The sequence below is a fragment of the Mesorhizobium sp. WSM3224 genome (genome assembly GCF_000427725.1).
Lineage (GTDB): Bacteria > Pseudomonadota > Alphaproteobacteria > Rhizobiales > Rhizobiaceae > Mesorhizobium.
This window is the reverse complement of sequence record NZ_ATYO01000002.1, coordinates 146,608-166,829: the sequence shown is the minus strand read 5'-3', so window position 1 is coordinate 166,829 and position 20,222 is coordinate 146,608. Positions and strand designations below refer to the sequence as shown.

Here is a 20,222-nt window from a genome sequence, read left to right as displayed (position 1 = left end):
AGCTCGCGCTTGGCCTTGGGCGTCAGCCCATCCGCCAAAGCCGGCTGAACACCGATGGCCGCGGCGAGCAGAAGGGCAAGAACGCGCGTCACGAAGCGCCGACCTTGACGGTGCCGTCGGCCATCACGGTGCCGGAAATGATCTTGCCGCTGTCGATGTTGCGGATCTTGATCTGGTCGCCGGCGGCACCGGGCTGCAGCGTGACGCCGGCCGCCGAAATGGTCAGCGCGCCGGCGGTGAAATAGACCTGGACGGAAGCGCCCTGTCCGACCAGCCAGGCGTCACGGATGGCGGCGACCGGGATATAGCGGCCGGGCAGAAGCGTGCGTTTGGCAACCTTGCCCTGGAGTTCCTCTGCTTGCGTCGCCATGCCGTCCGGCTTGTGCTTGCCGGGGATAAGCGTCACCTGCTTGAGCGAGGCGGTCTCGATGGTCTCGCCGGGATAGATGACCCGGTTGGGGATCAGCACGGCCTCGCCGACGGGTTGGCCGGCGGCGATCTGGTTTGCCGACTGGCCGGTCGTGTCCTGCGCGAAAGCCGGCGTGCCGGCGGCCACCAGAACGGTGGTCAGCGCGGCACGGCGGAGCGCGGAGGAGATCGGCCCGGCCATTATCCGTTACCTGATGTTCTTGGAGACAACCGAGGCCATGTCGTCGGCGGCCTGGATGACCTTGGAGTTCATCTCATAGGCGCGCTGCGCCGAGATCAGCTCGGTGATTTCCTTCACTGGATCGACGTTGGAGGACTCCAGATAACCCTGCTGGATCGTGGCAAAGCCGGGATCGCCGGGAACGCCGACATTGGCCGGGCCCGAGGCTGCCGTTTCCTGGAAGAGGTTGTCGCCGAGCGGCGCCAGGCCCGCCTCATTGGCGAAGTTGACGATCTGAAGCTGGCCGAGCAACTGGAGATCGGTCTGGCCGTCGATGCGGGCAAAGACCTGGCCGGTCTTGTTGACGATCACCTCGACCGCGTCGGTCGGCACGGTGATGGCCGGAATGACGTTGGCGCCGTCGACGGTCACCAACTGCCCGGTGGCGTTGGTGTTGAAGGCGCCGGCGCGGCTGTAGAGCGTGCCGCCGTCGGCGCCCTCGATCTGGAACCAGCCCCTGCCGGTCAGCGCCAGGTCGAAGCTGTTGCCGGTGCTGGTCAGCTCGCCCTGCGTGTGGACGTTGCGCACTGCTGTCGTCTTGACGCCGAGACCGATCGAGACGCCTTCCGGCACCAGCGAGGTGTTGGAACGGTTGGGCACCCCTTGAGTGCGGTCGACCTGGTAGAGCAGGTCGGAGAATTCGGCCCGCGCCCGCTTGTAGCCGGTAGTGTTGATGTTGGCGATGTTGTTGGCGATGACTTCCAGGTTGGTCTGCTGGGCGTTCATGCCGGTGGCGGCGATGGCGAGTGCTTTCATGATACTAAATACTCATGCGGCTGATTTCGAGGTAGGCCGAGACGACCTTGTCGCGGATCGCGATGGTGGTCTGCAGCGCCTGCTGAGCGCTCAGCACCGCATCGACGACCTGGCGCGTATCGGCATCGCCCTTCAGGGCCTGTATCGACATCTGTTCGGCGCCCTGGAGCGTGTTGACGGTCTTCGTCGCGGCCTGGCCGAGGACTTCCGCGAAGGTGCTGCCGATGCTTTCGCCGGCTTGTGTCCCGACGCCAACTTGAAGCAGGCCGGGCGCGGCTGAGTCAGCGCCGCCGATTGCTGGTTTGAACTGTAGTGCCCCGATACCGCCGATCATTTACTGGTTCCTCATCAGGTCGATGGTCATGGAAATCAGATCGCGAGCCTGCTTGATGACCTGCAGGTTGGCTTCATAGGAGCGGTTCGCCTCGCTCATGTCGGCCATTTCGACCAACGTGTTGACGTTGGGCATCTTGACGTACCCCTTGGCGTCGGCGGCCTCGTTGCCGGGCTGGAATTCGATCGGGAAGTCCGAGGGATCGCGGGCGATCGAGCTGACTTCCACCATCGAGCCGCCGCTTGCGCGGTCGACCTCGGACTGGAATGTGATCGTCTTGCGGCGATAGGGGTCGGCGCCGGGCGTGCTGCCGGTCGACTGCGCGTTGGCGAGGTTTTCGGAGACCACGCGCAGGCGCTCCGACTGGGCGCCAAGGCCGGATGCCGCGACTTTGAGGGCTGCAGTAAGGGCGTCCATGCTCAGCTCTTCACCACCATCGTCATCATCGAATGGAAGGCCTTGACGATCGCCGTGTTGAGTTCGAAGGAGCGGCGGACCTCGCCTGCCTTCATCAGCTCCTGTTCGAGAACGACGGTGTTCTTCGACGGCATGATCGCGCCGTCAGCGTCCTGCGGCTTGACGTTGAAGCCGGCGTTGGCCGCTTCGGCGCCAAGATGGCCCGCCTGCGTGGCGGCAAGCGTCACCGCGGTCCGGTCAAGGACCTTTTCGAACGGCTCGACATCATTGGCCGTGTAGCCAGGCGTGTTGGCGTTGGCGATGTTGGAGGCAATCGCCGACTGACGCACGGCCAGCCATTGCGACTGCCGTGTGGCGAGATCAAAAAGATTTACGGGTTCCATGGGAATCTCCCGGGCAAGTACGCACAAGACTAGGCGGTCAGTCTTGCGCGGACCTTGCGCGGGACGGCCATGCGGCCGGGTCTCACTTGGAGAGCTGGATCACCTTGTCGGTGCTGGTGACGATCACCCACTTGCCGCCGCGCTGCTCGATCGAGGCAACGCGGCTGGAGTCCGGCAGGGCGGAGCCGCGCTGAACCAGCCACAGACCCGTATCGTCCTCGATCATGGCGCGGCCGTTGGCGACATGCACCATCTTGAATTCGGAAGCGGCAGCCGGGAAGGGCTGGTCGCCGGGCGCCGGCGCGGGGTCGTCCTGCACCGTTCCGGTGGCAAACAGGTCGATATCGGGATTGGGAACGTCCTTGGCCGCCAGCGGTCCGCTGCGTTCGGCCACAATGCCGCCGCCCTGGCGTCCGGAATTGCTGCCGCTGCCTCCGAACTTGATGGACTGGACGCCGAACTGCTCCTGGTTGAAGAAGATGTACCAGGGAAACAACGCGCAGATCAGGCCGAGCGTGATGCCGAGCGCGGCGATGACAAGATCGCTGCGGCGGTCGGCGCTTCTGTCGACCAGGCGCGGGAACTGGGCTTTCGGCGGCTCCGGCCACTCGGCGCGAGGAAAAAGCCCGTTGAGCAACGAATCACGGCTGGCCTCTGCCACGTCCGCGGTCTCGGCGGTGGATGCCCTCGGCGGATGCGGCCTGTTGGCTCTGCTCAGAAGCGCCGTTGCCTTCTCCGTCCTGGCTCGCGCGGCCTTATTCCTGGCAATTCTTGCTTCGTCGGCCTGGGCCCTCTCCGCTGCTTCGGCCTCGGCAAGCCTGTCGCGCAACATGCGCTCGGTGTATTGGAGCTCAGTCTCCTTGATCGCCATTCAGCTTCCCCTTGAGATGGCGGGCGAGGTCGGCGAACGGATCGGCGGATGCGCGGTCCCTCGGCGATTGCGTCAGCGCCTCGTAAATCAGCGGCACCTGTCGTACCGCGATGTCGAGCTCGGTATCGGCGCCGGTTTGGTAAGCACCCAGCAGACGGATGTCACGCGTATCCTCGAAGCGCGCGATCATCGATTTCAGCTTTGTCACCAGCATGCGCTGCTCCGCGCTCCAGGCCTTGTCGGCAAGGCGCGAGATCGACGACAGCGGGTTGACCGGCGGGTAGCGGCCCTGCTCGGCGATCGCGCGGTCAAGCACGACATGGCCGTCGAGGATGCCGCGCACCGAGTCGGCAACGGGGTCGTTGTGGTCGTCGCCGTCTACCAGCACTGAGATGATGGCGGTGATCGACCCCTTTCCCTCGGCACCCGGCCCGGCCCGTTCGAGCAGCTTCGGCAGGTCGGTGAAGACCGAGGCCGGATAGCCGCGCGCGACCGGCGGCTCGCCGGTTCCGGTGGCAACCTCACGCAGCGCATGGGCAAAGCGGGTGATGGAATCCAGCACCAGCAGCACGCGATGGCCCTGGTCGCGGAAATGCTCGGCCACGCACATGGCGGTATCGGGCGCGCGCCGGCGCATCATGGCGCTTTCGTCGCTGGTGGCGACGACAGCGACGGTCTTGGCCATGCTCTCGGCGCCGATCGTATCCTCGAGGAACTCGCGCACCTCGCGGCCGCGCTCGCCGATCAGCGCCACGACCACGGTATCGAAGGCCTCGGCGCCGGCGAGCATGGCAAGCAGCGTCGACTTGCCGACGCCGGAACCGGCGAAGATACCGAGCCGCTGGCCGAAGCAGAGCGGGGTGAAGATGTCTATCACCCTGACGCCGGTGAGGAAGCCGGTGCCGACGCGCTGGCGCGACAGGGCGCCGGGCGTCGCGCCATGCACTGCATTGGCAGCGTTCGGCCTGGCCAATGATGGGCCGCCGTCAATGGCGCGGGTCAAGGCATCAATGGCGCGTCCGCGCCAGGAAACATGCGGCGCGACCGCGAGCGGGCCACGGCGAAAGACGGCGTCGCCGATACCGGCATCGGCGCTGCGTTCGAAGGGCGCGACCACCACCTCGTCGCTGCCGATCTTGACGATCTCGCCGCGCCGTGCGCCGGCCTTGCCGCGCTGCTCGACGATGTCGCCCAGCCTGGCAATTCCGGACAGGCCGCGGACCTTGTAATGCGTCGGCGATATCTCGGCGACGCGGCCGCCGCGCGAAAGCAGCGCCTGCGGATCGTCGAACCGCCGCCAGACGCGTTCGAGCGCGGCCAGCCTGTCGGTCCGTCCGGTATCCGCCGGGTCGTCGGAAGCGCGCAACAGGGACGAGCCGGTCGTCATGGCGTCACTTCGAGCCGAGCGTCTTGATCGCGTCGTCGGTGGAGGAATCGGTCTGCCGCATCAGCGCCGCCGTGTTCTCGAAAGCGCGCTGCACCTGGATCAGCCGGGTCATTTCCAGCACCGGGTTGACGTTCGATTCTTCCAGAAATCCCTGCGCTATGCCGACGTCCGAGCGATCGGTGACAGGTTCGGGCGTGCGCGCCGGAACGACGCCCGAATTGCCGTAGCGGACGAAATTCTCGCCGGGGTCGAAATTGTAGAGGCCGATCGCCCCGACCAGCAGGTCGTTCTGCCTCAGCGAGCCGTCCGCGCCTGCCTTGGGCGGGCCGTTGCGCGGATCGAGCTGGATCGGCGCGCCGCCGCCGTCCAGCACCGGATAGCCTTCGATCGACATCAGCTCGCCGTTCTCGTTCATGGAGAACCGGCCGTCGCGCGTCATCACTGTGCCGGCCGGTGTCTCGATGGCAAACCAGGCGTCGCCCTGGACGGCGAAGTCGAACGGGTTGCCGGTCTCAGTCAGCGCGCCATGCGCGCCGGAGAGATAGGTGTTGCCGGACGAGGCGAAGGAAACCGACTTGGGCCCCGTGCCGGAGACGATGTCCTCGAACTTCACGCCTGTGGCGCGAAAGCCGATGGTCGAGGCATTGGCGACGTTGTCGGCGATGGTGTCGAGACGGCGCTCGAGCGCGATCTGCGAGGAAAGGGCGACGTAAAGGCTGTCCTGCATGATCTTCTTCTCAGAACTTCAACTGCTGCATGGCCATCATCAGGTCGGTAGAGATGCCGACACTGGTCGGCTGCGCGAACAGCACGCTGACCGACGTCACGGCCGTCGAGGTCGGGTGGTTGATCTCATACATGCTGGTGAAGCGGGTCAGGAACTTGCTGAGTTTTTCGGGGTCGGTGAAGTCCTTGATGTCGAGCTTCTGCTCGAACAGCTGCGCCTGCTTATCGATATCGGCGGTGGCGAAGGAATCGGGCAGGCCGAGCGCGGTTCGCACCACGCTGGCCAAAGCGGTGTCGGCCAGCACGTCATACCAGCTGGTGATGTTGGGCGCCTTGCGCTCGAAATAGAGCGCCAACCGGACGCCTTCATTGGTCTTGCCGGCATCTTCCTCGAGCGTCTGGCGCATGTACATGTCGACGGTAGGCTGCTGCGCCGGATTGATGGTGGTGGCCGCTTCGCCGTACTGCTCGAAGTTGAAGGCGGCGGCGAGCCCGGCATAAGCCTTGTTGGTCATCTTGTTGGCGACACTGTCGGGGTCGCGAATGCCGCCGGCCAGCACGCTGCGGATGAGATCCTTGCTCTCCTTGGACGGATCGAGCCCGTAAGCGGAGAGCGCGTAGTTGTACAACCGGCTGTTGGCCATCAGGTCATCGATGGATTTCACGTTCGTGACGTTCGCCAGGTAGTACGCAGTTTCCGACTTGATGTAGTCCGCATTGGGCTGGATCAGGCCAAGCGTCGACTCCGTCGTATAGATCTTCGGCGTGTCTTTCTGCACCGTGTCGCGCGACGTGGTCTGATCGCCATATTGCGCGAAGTCGAAGGCCGTGACGAAGTTGGCGTAGCGTTTGTCCTTCAGCTGGTTCGCAGGGCTGACGGGATCGCTGACGCCGCCCTCGAGCATCGTGCGGATCTGCCGCGGTGTTTCGGTGGACGAATCCAGTCCGTAGGAAGCCATGGCGAAGGTCAACAGGCGCTTGTCGGCCATGAGGTCGTCGATCGATTTCACCTTGGAGATGTTTGCCGCGTAATAATCGGCTTCGCCCTTGATGTAGTCGGCGCTAGGCTTGACCAACGTCAATCCAGCTCCGGTGACGTAGCTCTTGGGCACCGCCTTCTGGACATCGTCGCGTGTGGTCGTCTGGTCGCCGTACTGGGCGAAGTTGAAGGCGGAGACGAAGTTGGCGTAGCTCTTGTCGGCCAGTTTGTTGGCGGGGCTGTTGGGGTCGCTGACGCCACCTTCCAGCATCGCCCTGACGGTCGCCGCCGGTTCGGTTTCGGCATCCAGCCCGAATGCAGCCATCGCATATGTCAGCAGGCGGCTGTCGCCCATCAGATCGTCGATCGACTTCACCTTGGAGATGTTGGTGGCGTAGTAGGCGGTCTCGCTCTGGTAGTAAGAGAGCCCCGGCTGCGAGGCGCCGATCTGGACTTGCAGCGCGTAGTTGCTGGTCACCAGTTGTTGCGCCTTGTTGTAGACGGTCGCATCGGCGCCGTTGGCGGTGAAATTGAAAGCGCTGACGAACTGGGCGTAGCGCTTGTCGGTCAGCTTGTTGGCGAAACTGTCCGGATCGGAAACGCCTTCCTTGAGTGCCTTGACCATGAAGGCCTTGGCGTAGTCCATGTCCTCCAGCCCGTAGGCTTTCATGGCATATTTGAACAGGCGGTCGTTGTTGACGAAATCGTCGATCGATTTCACCTTGGTGATGTTGGCCAGATAATATTGGGTATCGCGATCGACCGTCGGCTGTTGCTCGATGCGATCGATCGATTTGTTGATGTCTTTGGCAATCAACTGATAGCTGATGTAGGTATTGAGCAAGGACACGCCTCCGGCCGAAGCTATCCCGGCACAATAACGCCACTTCCTTGCGCGAAGCTGAATCGCATCCGCTGCCTTCGATTCAAGCCTCACACAAGGCACGGGGACTATCCCTGGTCCGCGATGTGACATGCGGAAGGACCAGTCGTGGGCATTCTGATCGGACTTGTGGTGACGCTCGGCTGCGTTCTCGGCGGCTTCATGGCCATGGGCGGCCATCTGCATGTGTTGCTGCAGCCATGGGAAGCGGTCGTCATCTGCGGCGCGGCGCTCGGCACTTTCCTCGTCGCCAATCCGATGAAGACGGTCAAGGACACCGGCAAGGGCATTCTCGAAGCCTTCAAGCAGGCGGTGCCGAAGGAACGCGACTACCTCGAGACGCTGGGCGTTCTGCACAGCCTGATGCGCGAACTGCGATCGAAGTCGCGCAGCGAGGTTGAGGCGCATATCGACAATCCGGAAGAGTCCGCCATCTTCCAGGCTTTCCCGACCGTGCTGAAGAACCACGACCTGACGCATTTCATCTGCGACTACTGCCGCATCATCATCATCGGCAATGCCCGCTCGCACGAGATCGAGGCGCTGATGGATGAGGAGATCCAGACGATCCGCACCGACAAGATGAAGGCCTATCACGCGATGGTCGCGGTCGGCGACGGCCTGCCGGCGCTCGGCATCGTCGCCGCCGTGCTCGGCGTGGTGAAGGCGATGGGCGCGCTGGACCAGTCGCCGGAAATCCTCGGCGGTCTGATCGGCGCGGCGCTCGTCGGAACCTTCCTCGGTATCTTCCTGTCCTATGCGGTGGTCGGTCCGGTCGCCACCAAGATCAAGACGGTGCGCGAAAAGAAGAACCGCCTCTACATCATCGTCAAGCAGACGCTGCTTGCGTATATGAACGGCGCCCTGCCGCAGGTGGCGATCGAGTTCGGCCGCAAGACCATATCCTCCTACGAGCGCCCGACGATCGACGCCGTCGAGCAGAGCACCATGAACGCTGGTGCCGCCGAGAAGAAGGCGGCCTGAGCATGCAGCATCTCAGACAGGGCCGCTTGCCGTCATGACAAGTCCGGGCAGTCCTTCGCAAACCCGGGCTTTGATCATCGAGCGCCTCGTCGGTGACAGCGGCGAGGCAGCGCAGGTGATCGGCGTCGGCCGCGGCATGGCCGAGCGGGCGCTGCCGCTGTTGCAGAAGGCGCTTGCCGGCGAGCTCGGCGCGCCGGTCACGGTCGATCTGCAGGCGGTGGAGGTCAGCCGCGTTCCAGAGGCGCGCGCACGCGCCGGCGAGGCCTTCGCGCTGAGCATCATCCCTTCGCCGGCCTCGGCCGACGCCATGACGCTGGTGATGGACGCGCAGGCGGTTGCTGTCATGGTGAGCGCGCTGTTCGGCGGCGATCCCGATCAGCCGGTCGCGCCGATCGAGCGCGACCTGTCGCAGATCGAAGCCGATGTCGCGACCACTGTGTTCCAGGAGGTCGCCGCGGCGCTCAACGGATCCGGCAAACGCTCGCTCGACCTGCGCCTGCCGGTGCCGAAGGCAATGTCCGGCAACGAAGCGAGGCGGCGCGTGCTGCGCGACGGCGCCGCCGTGCGGATCGCCTATGGCCTGTCGACGCCGTCCGACAGCGGCACGCTCACAGTGATGATCCCGCAGCGCCTGCTGCTTACCTCGCGCGGCGGCGAGGCTGCTGCTCGCGAGGACGGCGACACCACGGAGTTCGACTGGCGGGCGCGCTTCTCCGAAGAGGTGATGCGCTCGACCGTCCGGCTCGAGGCGACGATGCCGCTCGCCAGGCTGACGCTCGGCGACCTCGCCGCGTTGGAGCCGGGCCAGGTGATCGAATTCGAGGAGAATGCGCAGCTCAACGCCAGGCTGAGCGCCCGCGACAAGACGCTGTTTGTCTGCGAGTTCGGCAAGCTGGGACAGAACTACACCGTCCGCATCAGCCATCCGCATGATGCCGGGCAGGATTTCATCGACGGACTGATGCCGGGCTGACGCCGGGCCCGGGATTTATGGAGACGACAGATGGTAAAAACCAACGTGGAAGCCGAAGCCGATCAGCCCGACGAACAGCTCGACAAGGCCATCGAGGAACTGCGCGGCGTTCTGCGGGAAGAAGAAACTCGCCCCGATGCCGCCCTTCATTCGGGCGCCAATTCCTCGATCATCATGACCATTCCGGTCGACGTGCAGATCATCCTTGGCAGCACGGAGATGCCGGTGTCGGAGTTGATGGCGCTGCAGAAGGGTTCCACGGTCGCGCTCAACCGCCGCATCGGCGAACCCGTCGATGTCGTGGTCAACGGTCGCAAGATCGCGCGCGGTGAGATCACGGTGCTGGAAAGCGATCCGACGCGCTTCGGCATCCGGCTCACCGAGATCATCGCGGCGACGAAGAGCGCCTGAGAATGGTCAGCGGGCGGATCAATCGGCAGCGAGGGCAACACGCATGACGACGGCATTGGCGCTCACACGTCCGCAAAAGGCGGCAGCCATACTGGTGGCCATGGGCAAGCCCGCGGCCAGCCGGCTGCTCAAATTCTTCAAACAGGATGAGCTGAAGGCGCTGATCGAGGGCGCGCGTCTGCTGCGCACCATTCCGCAGGCCGACCTGGAGCGCATCGTCGCCGAGTTCGAAGCCGAGTTCACCGAGGGCGCCGGCCTGCTCGATTCAGCCGACCGGATGGATACGATCCTGAACGAATCGCTGTCGCCCGAGGAGATGAGCGCCATCATGGGCGACAAGAAGTTCGAGCCGGCCGCGGAAGGACCCGCGCCGATATGGCCGGACCTCGAAAAGCTCGAGCCGGCGCGGCTCGGCACCTTCCTTGCCGGCGAGCATCCTCAGACGTCGGCCATGGTGCTTTCGAAGCTCGCGCCGCAGACAGCCGCCAATGTGCTGCTCACCATGGAAAAGCCGATGCGCAGCCAGATCATCAAGCGCATGGTGACGATGGCCAACATCCCGGATACGGCATCCCGGATCGTCGAGAACCAGTTGCGCGTGAGCGTGCTGTCGCAGAAAGCGAGCAGGGACACCTCTGCCGGCCAGGAACGCGTCGCCAGCATGCTCAACGAAATGGCGAAGCCGGAACTGGACGACCTCATGCAGGACCTGGAGCAAGTCGGAACGCCAGATCTCGCCGGCGTCAAGTCGCGGCTATTCGCCTTCGACGATCTGCCGCTTCTGCCACAGAAGGCCCGGGTCCTGCTGTTCGACGGGCTGTCGACCGAACTCGTCACGCTGGCGCTGCGCGGCGCGCCGCCGGAATTGGCCGAATCCGCGCTGTCGGCAATCGGCGCGCGCTCTCGCCGCATGATCGAGTCCGAACTTGGACAGGGATCGGAAGGCATTGCGCTCGCCGACATCATGGCGGCCCGCAAGAGCATATCGGTCGCAGCCATCCGGCTGTCGCGCGAAGGAGCTTTCGAGCTGCCTTCGACGCAGACCGCCACCGCCGAAGCCGCCTGACGATAAGCGGCCGGTCAGAGCGCCATGGCTGAAGCGGTCGACAAGGATTCCAAAACAGAGGAAGCCACAGAAAAGAAGATCCGCGACACGATCGAACAGGGCAAGCTGCCCCATTCGCGCGAGACCGCGATCTTTGCGTCCTTCCTCGCCATACTGGTTTTCGCCGTCTTCTACGCCAAGGACGCAGTTGTCGATCTCGGCATATTCCTGTCGACGTTCCTGGAAAAGCCGGAAGCCTGGCCGATGGACACCGAGACCGACGTCATCTCGCTCTACAAGCAGGTGATGACCGAGATCGGCCACGCCGTCGTCAGCCTGCTGGTGCTGCTGACGGTCGCCGGCATCGGCGCCTCGATTTTCCAGAACATGCCGCAAATCGTCGGCGAACGGATCAGGCCGCAGCTGTCGCGCATCTCGATCGCCAAGGGCTGGAGCCGGATGTTCGGCGTGCAGGGATGGGTCGAGTTCCTGAAATCACTGGCCAAGCTTGGTTTCGCTATATCGGTGCTGAGCTTCACGCTGTCGCAAGATCACCGCAAGCTGCTCGCCGGCATGATCACCAATCCGGTCTCGTTCGGCCTGGTCATCCGCGGCATCTTCGTCGACATATTGGTGGCGATCGTTTTCGTCATGGGGCTGATCGCGGTGGTCGACATCGTCTGGTCGCGTTTCCACTGGCGGCGCGACCTGCGCATGACCAAGCAGGAGGTCAAGGACGAGATGAAGCAGTCGGAAGGCGATCCGATCGTCAAGTCGCGGCTGCGCTCGCTGGCGCGCGACCGGGCGCGCAGGCGCATGATGACGGCGGTGCCGCGCGCGACGCTGGTGATCGCCAACCCGACGCACTATTCGATCGCGCTGAAATATGTGCGCGAGGAGGATTCTGCTCCCATCGTGCTGGCCAAGGGACAGGATCTGGTCGCGCTCAAGATCCGCGAGATCGCCAGGGAGAACAACATCCCGATCTTCGAGGACGTGGCGCTTGCGCGCTCCATGTACAAGCAAGTTTCGGTTGATAGTGTGATCCCGTCGCAATTCTACCAGGCAGTCGCCGAGTTGGTGCGGATCGTCTACTCGAAGAAGGCCGCGCGCAAGGCAACCCAATGAACGGACGCCGCTAATCCATGGACCGGCAACCACACGCCAATTCCCGCGAGCTGATCGTCGCCAGCGCCATCGAGGCCGTGGTGGGCGAATTGAGGCTTATCGACGTTGCCGACTATATCGCCTTCATCCGGCTCGAGCATTTCGCCTGCCTGTCGGACCTGGTGGATTCGGCCGCCGAGCTCTACTTCCGGCCGGGCACGCTGCGGCTCGGCCATGGCGGCGAGGCGCATGTCGACTGGGGCGGCAGCCCGCGCATCGTGCTCGATCTCGAGCTCCGGCCGCGCGGCGTGACGGTATATTTCCAGCTGACGCTGACCGAGCACGAGGCTTCCGTGGTGGTCAACTACGTGTCGTTCGAGAAGCCTGGCGAGACGCCCGAGCACAACACTGCCTTGCTCGATGACGCGATCGAAGAGGCACGCATCCGCAGGACCGAGCCGCTCGCCTTTTGATGCGGTCGCCCCAATTCTCGCCGCGCGCTTGGCGCGGCTATTCGATCAGGCCGAGCCGCAGCGCCTTGGCGACCGCCTGGTTGCGGTTGACCGCGTTGAGCTTCTGCGTCGACTGGGTGAGATACTGGTTGGCGGTATGCACCGAGAGCTTGAGGAGCTTGGCGATCTCTTCGCTGGTGTTGCCGTTGGCGGTCAGCTTCAGGCACTCGAGCTCGCGCTTGGAGATCGAGCGCGTCCTGCCGGCGTCGCCGGGGCGGATGCGGGCGACCGCCGCGAACAGCGCGAAGGAGCGTGCGTGGATCTCGCAAAGCAAGTCGTCGGACAACGCGATCTCGGAGCCCAGGAAGACGACCAGCCCGCATTGACCGCGATCGGCATGCACGGGAAAGGCGATGCCGTTGGTGCCGGGCGCCAGCGGCGCGGCCGGCTCGGCCCAGGCAAGTGACTGCAAGGCCTGCCGCGATCCGGCGGTACCCTCGTCGGCCCACCAGCGCGGGGTCGTCGAGAGCCGGCTGTGGCGCACCATATCCTCGCCATTGGCGCCGGAGATGAATTTGGTCGCGACCGCCGTGCCGGGATAATCGGAATCGAAACATGCCACGAGACGCTCGCGCTCGGGCGAGGGGCTGACGAAATAGAGGCCGAAGGCCGAAGCGTTGATATCGACGGCGATCCAGCGGCAACGGCGCACTGCATCCGGGATGGTGGCCGCGTGATGGGTCTCGGAACCGAGCGAGAAGGCGCCGAACGGGCTGCGCTGATCGTTGAAAAGGGCCTCGGCGGCCTCTCTGACCTGTGCGTGCTTCAAATGATGCCGCTCCTGATCGCCGTCGCGATCGCCATCGCGCGGTTGCTGGCCGCAAACTTCTGGATTGCGTGCGTGATGTAGCTGTTGACGGTGTTCGACGAGACGCCGAGGATGACGGCCACCTCATCGGTGGTCTTGCCTTCCGAAACCCAGAACAGGCATTCGCGCTCGCGGTCCGACAGCGGATCCTGCATGGACGCCGCCGCGATCAGCTGCGGAATGCCGGAAAGCGCATAGCAGCATTTGAGCTGCGCCTTCATCAGGGCGGTCAGGTCGATCTTGCCCGCCTCGGCAGCCGAGAACAGCACAAACAGGCGCTGCCGGCCGACATTGAGCCGCAACGAATAGATCTCAGCGTGGCCAAGCACGTCGAGCAGCCGGGCCTCTTCCCCGGTCAGCAACGCGGCGGCGTCAGGCGCGTGCGCCGCCACCAGCGGTCTTGGGCGTATGCCGGGCGCCACGGTCAAGGGGCCCAGCGCCAGGTTGGCGATCAGCCTTTTGCCGATCAGCTCTATGGCGTCGAAGATCCAGTTCGAGGAGACGATGCGCGCATCGTTGCGGTCCTGGTCGTGCACGATGGCGACCAGCATGTAGCTGTCGGCACCGATATCGGCGGCAAGCTGCATGAAAAAACTGGTGAGATCGCCGCGCGACGTCAGGCGCGAGCCTGAAGCATCGGATTGGAGAAGCGCGGCGGGACTGCTCATTTGTATTCTTGGATTCTTGCCGGAATCGATCCTTGTGCCCGGTGTTGGCGAAGCCAACGGCCGGACCCGAAACGCGTCACGTTTACGAAGACACACTCACGGGCGCGAACGGCGCCCAACCGCGCCGAATCCCTCTAGGGAACGCGAAACCGTCCGCGTCTGGTGCCGGCCTGGCGCCGGAACTCGAGACTTTGGGTGGTCGCCGCGCCCCCCATGGACCGGCTGATTCGGGTCTAATCTACCCGCAGTTGAATCTGACATCAAACGCGATTTGACAAAATCGAATCCAATGGACTCGCATTGCGACTCAGCGGCCCGTCGTCGCGTTACTTGAGGGTGATTTCAAAGTCGAACCCCGCCGATGATTCCCGGCAGGGTCGCAAAAAATACGCCTCCCGGACTGCATCCGAGGGCGTGTGTCCTTCGATCGGAGGCGGCTCAACGATCCTCGAAACCCGTCAGCACGCCGACGGCGTTGATGCCGATCTCTTCTACCGCGTAGCCGCCTTCCATCACGAACAGCGTCGGCAGGCCGAGCCTGGCGATGCGGCGGCCGATCTTGGGATAGTCCTCGTTCTTCAGCTTGAACTGGCTGATCGGGTCTTTCTCGAAGGTGTCGACGCCGAGCGAGACGATGACCACATCGGGGGCGTATGCCGCAAGCTTGGCGCAGGCGTCCTCCAGCGACGCGCTCCAGCCGTCCCAGCCGGTGCCGAAGGGCATCGGGTAATTGACGTTGAAGCCTTCGCCTTCGCCCTCGCCGCGTTCGTCGGCATGGCCGAGGAAGAAGGGATACTCGACCATCGGATCGCCATGCAGGTTGAGCACCTGGACGTCGCCGCGGCGGTAGAAAATCTCCTGCGTGCCGTTGCCGTGGTGGTAATCGACATCGAGGATCGAGACGCGTTTGGCGCCCTGGTCGCGGAACCATTGCGCGACGACGGCGGCGTTGTTGATGAAGCAATAGCCGCCCATGAAGGCGGCGCCGGCGTGATGGCCGGGCGGGCGGCAAAGCGCGAATGCGGTCCGCTCGCCGCCCTTGACCAGGGCGGCGGCTGTCAGCGCGACGTCATAGGACGATTTGATCGCCGCCCAGGTGCCTTCGACGAAGGTCGCGCCGGCATCGAAGGAATAGTAGCCGAGCAAGGCATCGACGCGCTTCGGCGGCACGTCGCCACGCAGGCCGCGCGTCGGCCAGGTGAAGCCCATGGCCGACCCCTTGAAACCGGCGGCGACCCATTCCGGCCACACCGTCGGCAGGAAATCGATGTAGTGCGCCTCATGCACGCGCTTGGCGGCCGCGAGGTCGTGCTCGACCGGTCCGATGATTGGCCCGAGCTTCTCGCTCTCCACCCGCGCCTTTATGAATTCTGCCCGCGACGGCTTCTCGAAACCCGGCACGATCGCCGACGTGACCAGTTCCATCTGCCCGGCGTGGCCGGCGTGGAGAGGAGAGAAAACTGTCTTCATTTTGGGAGTTGGCTCGCTCTTCGGGTTCAAGTTTCGGTGGCTCTCGAACAGCTTTGTGGCAGAGGTTTCCGGCGCCGCCAAGAGGCATCGCAAATTGTTGTCTGAGGCCAGCATGGGACGGCTTGCCAGACGCCAATACTCTGCTAGCCTAGGCGCAAATGGGAGAAAATGATGCCGCAAACGGCCGATCTGATCGTCGAGAACGCCAGTGTATTGACGATTGATCCGGACACCCCTCGCGCTCAGGCGATTGCCATCAAGGGCGATCAGATAATTGCGATCGCAGATCGCGATAGCGTGCGCGATTATAAAGGCCCCGGCACGCGCGTCATCGATGCCCAGGGCGGTTCCGTCCTGCCGGGCTTCATTGAAGCGCATATGCATCTGTTCGGCGGCGCGGCCGAGCTCGACAATCTGCATCTGGCGGGCGTGCATGGCTTCGACGCGCTGCGCGACGCGATCCAGGATTTTGCCGCCAAGCGCCCGGACGCCAGGCTCCTGATCGGCGCCGGCGTCGACTACGCCATCCTGCCGGAGCCGGTGACGCGCCACGATCTCGACCGCATCATTCCCGACCGGCCGTTCGCCATGTCGGCCTCCGACCACCACACGATGTGGGCGAACACCAAGGCGCTGGAAGAGGCCGGGCTGCTCCATGGCAGGCAGGTTGGGCAGGGCAATGAGATCGTCATGGGCGCGGACGGGCTTGCCGCCGGCGAGCTGCGCGAGGGCGAGGCGTTCGGGCCAGTCCTCGACCATTACGGGGCAAGCAGGACGCGACTTGGCCTCGAAGGCGCCGAGCCGGATCCATATCCTTCCGCGAAGGAATTGGCAGCCGATCGCGACCTGATGCATCGCGGCCTTGAGTGGTGTGCCAGGCACGGCATCACCTCGATCCAGAACATGGACGGCAATCTTTACCAGCTCGAGCTGCTGGCTGGGTTGGAAAGAGAGGGCCGGCTCATCTGCCGCACCAAGATCCCGTTCCACTTCAAGAACTTCATGAAGCTGGACATGCTGGAAAAAGCCTCGCGGATGGCCGCGACGTACAATTCCGAGTGGCTGTCGTCCGGCATGGTCAAGGTCTTCTATGACGGTGTGCTGGATTCCTGGACGGCGGTGATGGTCGACGACTATGCCGACCGGCCCGGATGGCGCGGCGAGCCGTTGTTTTCGCCGGAGCATTTCGCCGAAGTGGCGGTCGAGGCCGATAGGCGCGGCCTGCAGATCGCCGTGCATTCGATCGGCGACGGCGCGGTACGTGCCGTGCTCGACGGCTACCAGGCGGCGTTGAAGAAGAACGGCCGGCGCGACAGCCGGCACCGCGTCGAGCATATCGAGGTGACCACGTCGTCCGACGTGCCGCGTTTCGCTGAGCTCGGTGTGCTGGCGTCGATGCAGCCAGCGCATCCGCCGGGCGCGCTGAACTTCCCGATGGAGCCGACGATCTCGCGCATCGGCCGCGACAAGTGGCCGTTGAGCTATGCCTGGCGCACGCTGAAAAACGCCGGCGCGCGCGTGGTGTTCGCTTCCGACTGGCCGGTTTCGCCGGTCGATCCGATCCTGTCCATCCAGGCGGCAGTCATGCGCAAACCTTGGGCAGAAGGGATGCCGGACCAGAGCTTCTCGGTGCAGGAAGCAATAGAAAGCTACACGGTCGAGGGCGCCTATGCCGAGTTCATGGAACACCGCAAGGGTCGCCTGAAAGTCGGGTATCTCGCCGATATCGTCGTTTTGTCGGCTGATATCGAGACGACGGCACCGGAAGCGCTGCACACGGTGCGTCCGGTGACCACCATCTGTGGAGGGAAGATCACCTACCAAGCCTAACGATGGCATAGGAATTGCTTAATTGAACTCGACACTCAGATCGAGTCACTGCTCCGCAGTTGCCAAGCCGCCAAGCTTATGGTGACAATCAAAAAGGAACACACCTGCCGACAAGAGCAGGCTCTCTCAATGGGGTAATCGTGCCGGAACATCCGGGTAAGAACGCGATCGAAGTTCGCGGTGTTCGCAAGGTTTTTGGAACCGGCGAAAACCAGGTAGCCGCCCTCGACACGGTATCGGTGTCGATCCGCGAGAACGAGTTTTTCACGCTGCTCGGACCGTCCGGATGCGGAAAGACGACACTGCTGAGATTGATTGCCGGCTTCGATTTCCCGACCGCGGGCGAAATCCTGCTGCACGGCCAGGACATCGCGCCGCTGCCACCCTTCAAACGACCGGTCAACACCGTCTTCCAGAGTTACGCGCTCTTCCCGCACATGACGGTGGCGCAGAATATCGGCTTCGGGCTGGAAATGCTCGGCAAGCCAAAGGCGGAGATCGAAGCGCGCGTCGCCCAGATGCTGAAGCTGGTCAAGATGGAGGCGTTGAAGGCGCGCCGCACCAGCCAGATTTCGGGCGGCCAGCAGCAGCGCGTGGCGCTGGCCCGCGCGCTTGCGCCGCAGCCGAAGGTGCTCCTGCTCGACGAGCCTCTGTCGGCGCTGGACTACAAGCTGCGCAAGGAAATGCAGATCGAGCTGAAGCGGCTGCAGAACGAGACCGGCATCACCTTCATCTTCGTCACCCACGACCAGGAAGAAGCGCTGACCATGTCCGATCGCATCGCGGTGATGTCGGCCGGCAAGATCCTGCAGGTCGGCACGCCGCGCGACATCTACGACCGGCCGGCGGAACGCTTCGTCGCCGACTTCATCGGCGAGACCAATTTCCTGCCGGGCACTGTGGTGTCGAAGAAACCCGGTGTGGCGACGGTCAAGTTCGCCAGCAACGCGACGATCTCCGCCGGCTATCCGGAAGGGTTCGATCCATCGGGCGAGGTCACGCTGGTGGTGCGCCCCGAGCATGCCGATCTTGTGCCCGATCCGGCAAAGGGCACGATTGGCGGAACGCTTTCCAACATCGTCTATTTCGGCACCGACACGCATTATCACGTCAAGCTCGACGGCGGCGGTGAGGATTTCATCGTGCGCCACCAGAACAGCCGTTCGAGCGCGGTGACCTTCGAGACCGGCGCCAAGGTCGGCATCCAGTTCGAGGAGGACGCCGCCCGCGTCCTGAAAGACTGATGACGACAGCCACGCTCTCCCCAATCCCGCTCTCCAAGGCCGCATCGTTCGAGGCCCAGGCGGAGAAGGCCGGCGCGCGGCGCAACCGGCTGCTGTCGCTGCCTGCGCTGATCATCATCGGCATATTCGGCGTGCTGCCGCTCATCATCATCTGCGTGTACTCGTTCCTCGTCGCCGCGCCCTATGGCGGCGTGCAGTGGCAGTTCTCGACCGACGCCTATCTGAACTTCCTGTTCCAGCGCGACATTTTCGACGACACGCTGCAATTCACGCCGGACTTCCTGATCATCTACCTGCGCTCGTTCCTGTTCGCGGTGGTGACGACCATCATCTGCCTGCTGCTCGGCTTCCCGACCGCCTATTTCATGGCGACCCGGTCGCCGGCGCAGCGCAATTGGTGGGTGCTTCTGATCACCATCCCGTTCTGGTCGAACCTTCTGGTGCGCACGCTGGCGATCATGTTCATCATCCGCGACGAGGGCCTGATCAACAACGCGCTGATCGGTTTAGGCGTGATCGATAAGCCGATCACCATGCTCTACACCAACTTCGCCATCCAGCTCGGCCTGCTCTACGCCTTCCTGCCGTTCATGGTGCTGCCGCTCTATTCCAGTCTCGAGAAGCTCGATTTCCGGCTGATCGAAGCGGCCTACGATCTCTACGCGACACGTCGGCAGGTGCTGTGGCGGGTGATCATTCCGCTGTCCAAGCCCGGCATCATCGCCGGCTGCCTGCTGGTTTTCATCCCGGCGCTCGGCGCCTATGTGACGCCGCTGATCCTGGGGGGCGGCGTGCACCTGATGATCGGCGATCTCATCGCGCAGCAATTCGGATCGGGGCGCAACTGGCCGCTCGGCTGCGCGCAGGCGCTGATCCTGATGGCGGCGGTGCTGGTGGCGCTTTTCTTCTATGTCCGCAACACGTCGGGGAAGCTGCAGCATGGCTGAACCCCGCATCATGGACATCAAGGACCAGCCGGGCTTCCGCTCGGTCGCCATCATCTGCCTTTTGGTGCTCTATGTACCGGTGCTGATCCTGATGATCTTCTCGCTGAACAGCGGTTCGCTGGTCACGCAATGGGAAGGCGTCTCGCTCAACTGGTACGGCAGCGCGCTCGTCAACGGGGAGTTCCACAGCGCCGCGAAGAACACGCTGATCATCTCGGTGACCGCGACGATCGTCTCGACGATCTGCGCGACGCTGGCGGCGATCGGCATGACCAGGGTCAAGCCATGGCGCGGGCTTGCCGCGGCCTTCATGGTCATCAACCTGCCGCTGATGGTGCCCGAGATCATCACGGCGGTGGCGACGCTTTCCTTCTTCGCGCTGATTGCCGGCACGTTCGGGCTGAATTTCGGCATCGGCAATCTGATCCTCGCCCATACCGTGTTCTGCATCCCCTTCGCCTATATGCCGATCAGGGCGCGGCTCGAGGACATGGACCTGACGCTCGAATACGCGGCGGCAGACCTCTACGCGACGCCGTGGAACGCCTTCAAGCGCATAACGCTGCCACTGCTGGTTCCCGGCATCATGTCGGGCGGGGCACTGGCCTTCATCGTCTCCTTCGACGATTTCACCATCACGCAGCTCGTCGCCGGTCCCGGCCAGACGACACTGCCCCTCTACATCTGGAACCAGATCCGGCGACCGATGACGCCTGAGATCAACGCCGTCTCCACGATCCTGCTCCTGGTGTCGATCCTGTTCGTCTCGGTCTCGTTCCTGATCGCGCGGCGACGCGCAAAATGACTTGAGAGCTCCAACACAACAATGGGAAGGCAA

At 63.8% G+C, this 20,222-nt stretch carries 22 protein-coding genes; 10 read left to right on the top strand and 12 right to left on the bottom strand.

The features are described 5' to 3' along the window. Positions 1-88: 88 nt before the first annotated feature. The 9 genes from flgA to YU3_RS0104415 form a co-directional block, all read right to left on the bottom strand. Positions 89-610, bottom strand: coding sequence for a flagellar basal body P-ring formation chaperone FlgA (gene flgA, locus YU3_RS0104455; RefSeq protein ID WP_036257877.1), 522 nt, complete (start codon positions 608-610; stop codon positions 89-91). Between the two features lie 6 nt (positions 611-616). After that, on the bottom strand, positions 617-1,405 hold the full coding sequence (gene flgG, locus YU3_RS0104450) for a flagellar basal-body rod protein FlgG (RefSeq protein WP_027165111.1): 789 nt from the start codon (positions 1,403-1,405) through the stop codon (positions 617-619). Positions 1,406-1,409: 4 nt separating this feature from the next. Further along, positions 1,410-1,739, bottom strand: a complete 330-nt coding sequence (locus YU3_RS0104445; protein WP_027165110.1) for a flagellar hook-basal body complex protein FliE — start codon at positions 1,737-1,739, stop codon at positions 1,410-1,412. Next, positions 1,740-2,156: a flagellar basal body rod protein FlgC gene (gene flgC, locus YU3_RS0104440; RefSeq protein ID WP_027165109.1), complete on the bottom strand. Its 417-nt coding sequence runs from the start codon at positions 2,154-2,156 to the stop codon at positions 1,740-1,742. 2 nt (positions 2,157-2,158) lie between these two features. Beyond that, positions 2,159-2,539, bottom strand: a complete 381-nt coding sequence (gene flgB, locus YU3_RS0104435) for a flagellar basal body rod protein FlgB (RefSeq protein ID WP_027165108.1) — start codon at positions 2,537-2,539, stop codon at positions 2,159-2,161. Positions 2,540-2,621: 82 nt separating this feature from the next. Next, positions 2,622-3,410, bottom strand: coding sequence for a hypothetical protein (locus YU3_RS0104430; protein WP_027165107.1), 789 nt, complete (start codon positions 3,408-3,410; stop codon positions 2,622-2,624). Beyond that, positions 3,391-4,797, bottom strand: coding sequence for a flagellar protein export ATPase FliI (gene fliI / locus YU3_RS0104425; protein WP_027165106.1), 1,407 nt, complete (start codon positions 4,795-4,797; stop codon positions 3,391-3,393). The genes YU3_RS0104430 and fliI overlap by 20 nt, the downstream gene beginning before the upstream one ends. A 4-nt stretch (positions 4,798-4,801) precedes the next feature. Then, a complete protein-coding gene (gene flgF, locus YU3_RS0104420) occupies positions 4,802-5,524 on the bottom strand; it encodes a flagellar basal-body rod protein FlgF (protein WP_027165105.1) in 723 nt (240 codons plus the stop codon). A gap of 10 nt (positions 5,525-5,534) precedes the next feature. Beyond that, on the bottom strand, positions 5,535-7,352 hold the full coding sequence (locus YU3_RS0104415; protein ID WP_245273419.1) for a DUF1217 domain-containing protein: 1,818 nt from the start codon (positions 7,350-7,352) through the stop codon (positions 5,535-5,537). A gap of 141 nt (positions 7,353-7,493) precedes the next feature. Between YU3_RS0104415 and motA the strand changes: the two genes are divergently transcribed. The 6 genes from motA to YU3_RS0104385 all read left to right on the top strand — a co-directional run bounded on the left by motA (position 7,494) and on the right by YU3_RS0104385 (position 12,378). Beyond that, positions 7,494-8,369, top strand: coding sequence for a flagellar motor stator protein MotA (motA, locus tag YU3_RS0104410; protein WP_027165103.1), 876 nt, complete (start codon positions 7,494-7,496; stop codon positions 8,367-8,369). Between the two features lie 70 nt (positions 8,370-8,439). Then, positions 8,440-9,342: a FliM/FliN family flagellar motor switch protein gene (locus tag YU3_RS0104405; protein ID WP_245273418.1), complete on the top strand. Its 903-nt coding sequence runs from the start codon at positions 8,440-8,442 to the stop codon at positions 9,340-9,342. A gap of 30 nt (positions 9,343-9,372) precedes the next feature. Continuing rightward, a complete protein-coding gene (gene fliN, locus YU3_RS0104400; protein ID WP_027165101.1) occupies positions 9,373-9,753 on the top strand; it encodes a flagellar motor switch protein FliN in 381 nt (126 codons plus the stop codon). A gap of 43 nt (positions 9,754-9,796) precedes the next feature. After that, positions 9,797-10,819, top strand: a complete 1,023-nt coding sequence (locus tag YU3_RS0104395) for a flagellar motor switch protein FliG (RefSeq protein ID WP_027165100.1) — start codon at positions 9,797-9,799, stop codon at positions 10,817-10,819. 24 nt (positions 10,820-10,843) lie between these two features. Further along, positions 10,844-11,926 carry a flagellar biosynthesis protein FlhB gene (gene flhB, locus YU3_RS0104390; RefSeq protein WP_027165099.1) on the top strand — a complete coding sequence of 361 codons (1,083 nt, stop codon included), beginning with the start codon at positions 10,844-10,846 and terminating at the stop codon, positions 11,924-11,926. 17 nt (positions 11,927-11,943) lie between these two features. Then, positions 11,944-12,378, top strand: coding sequence for a hypothetical protein (locus YU3_RS0104385; RefSeq protein ID WP_027165098.1), 435 nt, complete (start codon positions 11,944-11,946; stop codon positions 12,376-12,378). A gap of 37 nt (positions 12,379-12,415) precedes the next feature. On the opposite strand, the gene YU3_RS0104380 is transcribed toward YU3_RS0104385, so the two are convergent. From YU3_RS0104380 to YU3_RS0104370, 3 genes are all read right to left on the bottom strand, one after another. Further along, the gene (locus YU3_RS0104380) at positions 12,416-13,186 is read right to left on the bottom strand and encodes a helix-turn-helix transcriptional regulator (protein WP_027165097.1); all 771 of its coding nucleotides are present in this window, start codon (positions 13,184-13,186) and stop codon (positions 12,416-12,418) included. Beyond that, a complete protein-coding gene (locus YU3_RS0104375; protein WP_027165096.1) occupies positions 13,183-13,893 on the bottom strand; it encodes a helix-turn-helix transcriptional regulator in 711 nt (236 codons plus the stop codon). Before YU3_RS0104375 ends, YU3_RS0104380 begins: the two co-directional genes overlap by 4 nt. A gap of 438 nt (positions 13,894-14,331) precedes the next feature. Beyond that, positions 14,332-15,363 carry a histone deacetylase family protein gene (locus YU3_RS0104370; protein WP_027165095.1) on the bottom strand — a complete coding sequence of 344 codons (1,032 nt, stop codon included), beginning with the start codon at positions 15,361-15,363 and terminating at the stop codon, positions 14,332-14,334. A gap of 171 nt (positions 15,364-15,534) precedes the next feature. On the opposite strand from YU3_RS0104370, the gene YU3_RS0104365 reads away from it, so the two are divergent. From YU3_RS0104365 to YU3_RS0104350, 4 genes are all read left to right on the top strand, one after another. Then, a complete protein-coding gene (locus YU3_RS0104365) occupies positions 15,535-17,193 on the top strand; it encodes an amidohydrolase (RefSeq protein ID WP_027165094.1) in 1,659 nt (552 codons plus the stop codon). Between the two features lie 140 nt (positions 17,194-17,333). Further along, entirely contained in the window at positions 17,334-18,437 is a 1,104-nt protein-coding gene (locus YU3_RS0104360; RefSeq protein WP_027165093.1) for an ABC transporter ATP-binding protein, read from the top strand. Next, complete coding sequence (locus YU3_RS0104355; RefSeq protein ID WP_051333846.1) at positions 18,437-19,384, top strand: ABC transporter permease; 948 nt, start codon at positions 18,437-18,439, stop codon at positions 19,382-19,384. The genes YU3_RS0104360 and YU3_RS0104355 overlap by 1 nt, the downstream gene beginning before the upstream one ends. Further along, a complete protein-coding gene (locus YU3_RS0104350; protein WP_027165091.1) occupies positions 19,377-20,189 on the top strand; it encodes an ABC transporter permease in 813 nt (270 codons plus the stop codon). Before YU3_RS0104355 ends, YU3_RS0104350 begins: the two co-directional genes overlap by 8 nt. Positions 20,190-20,222 lie beyond the last annotated feature (33 nt).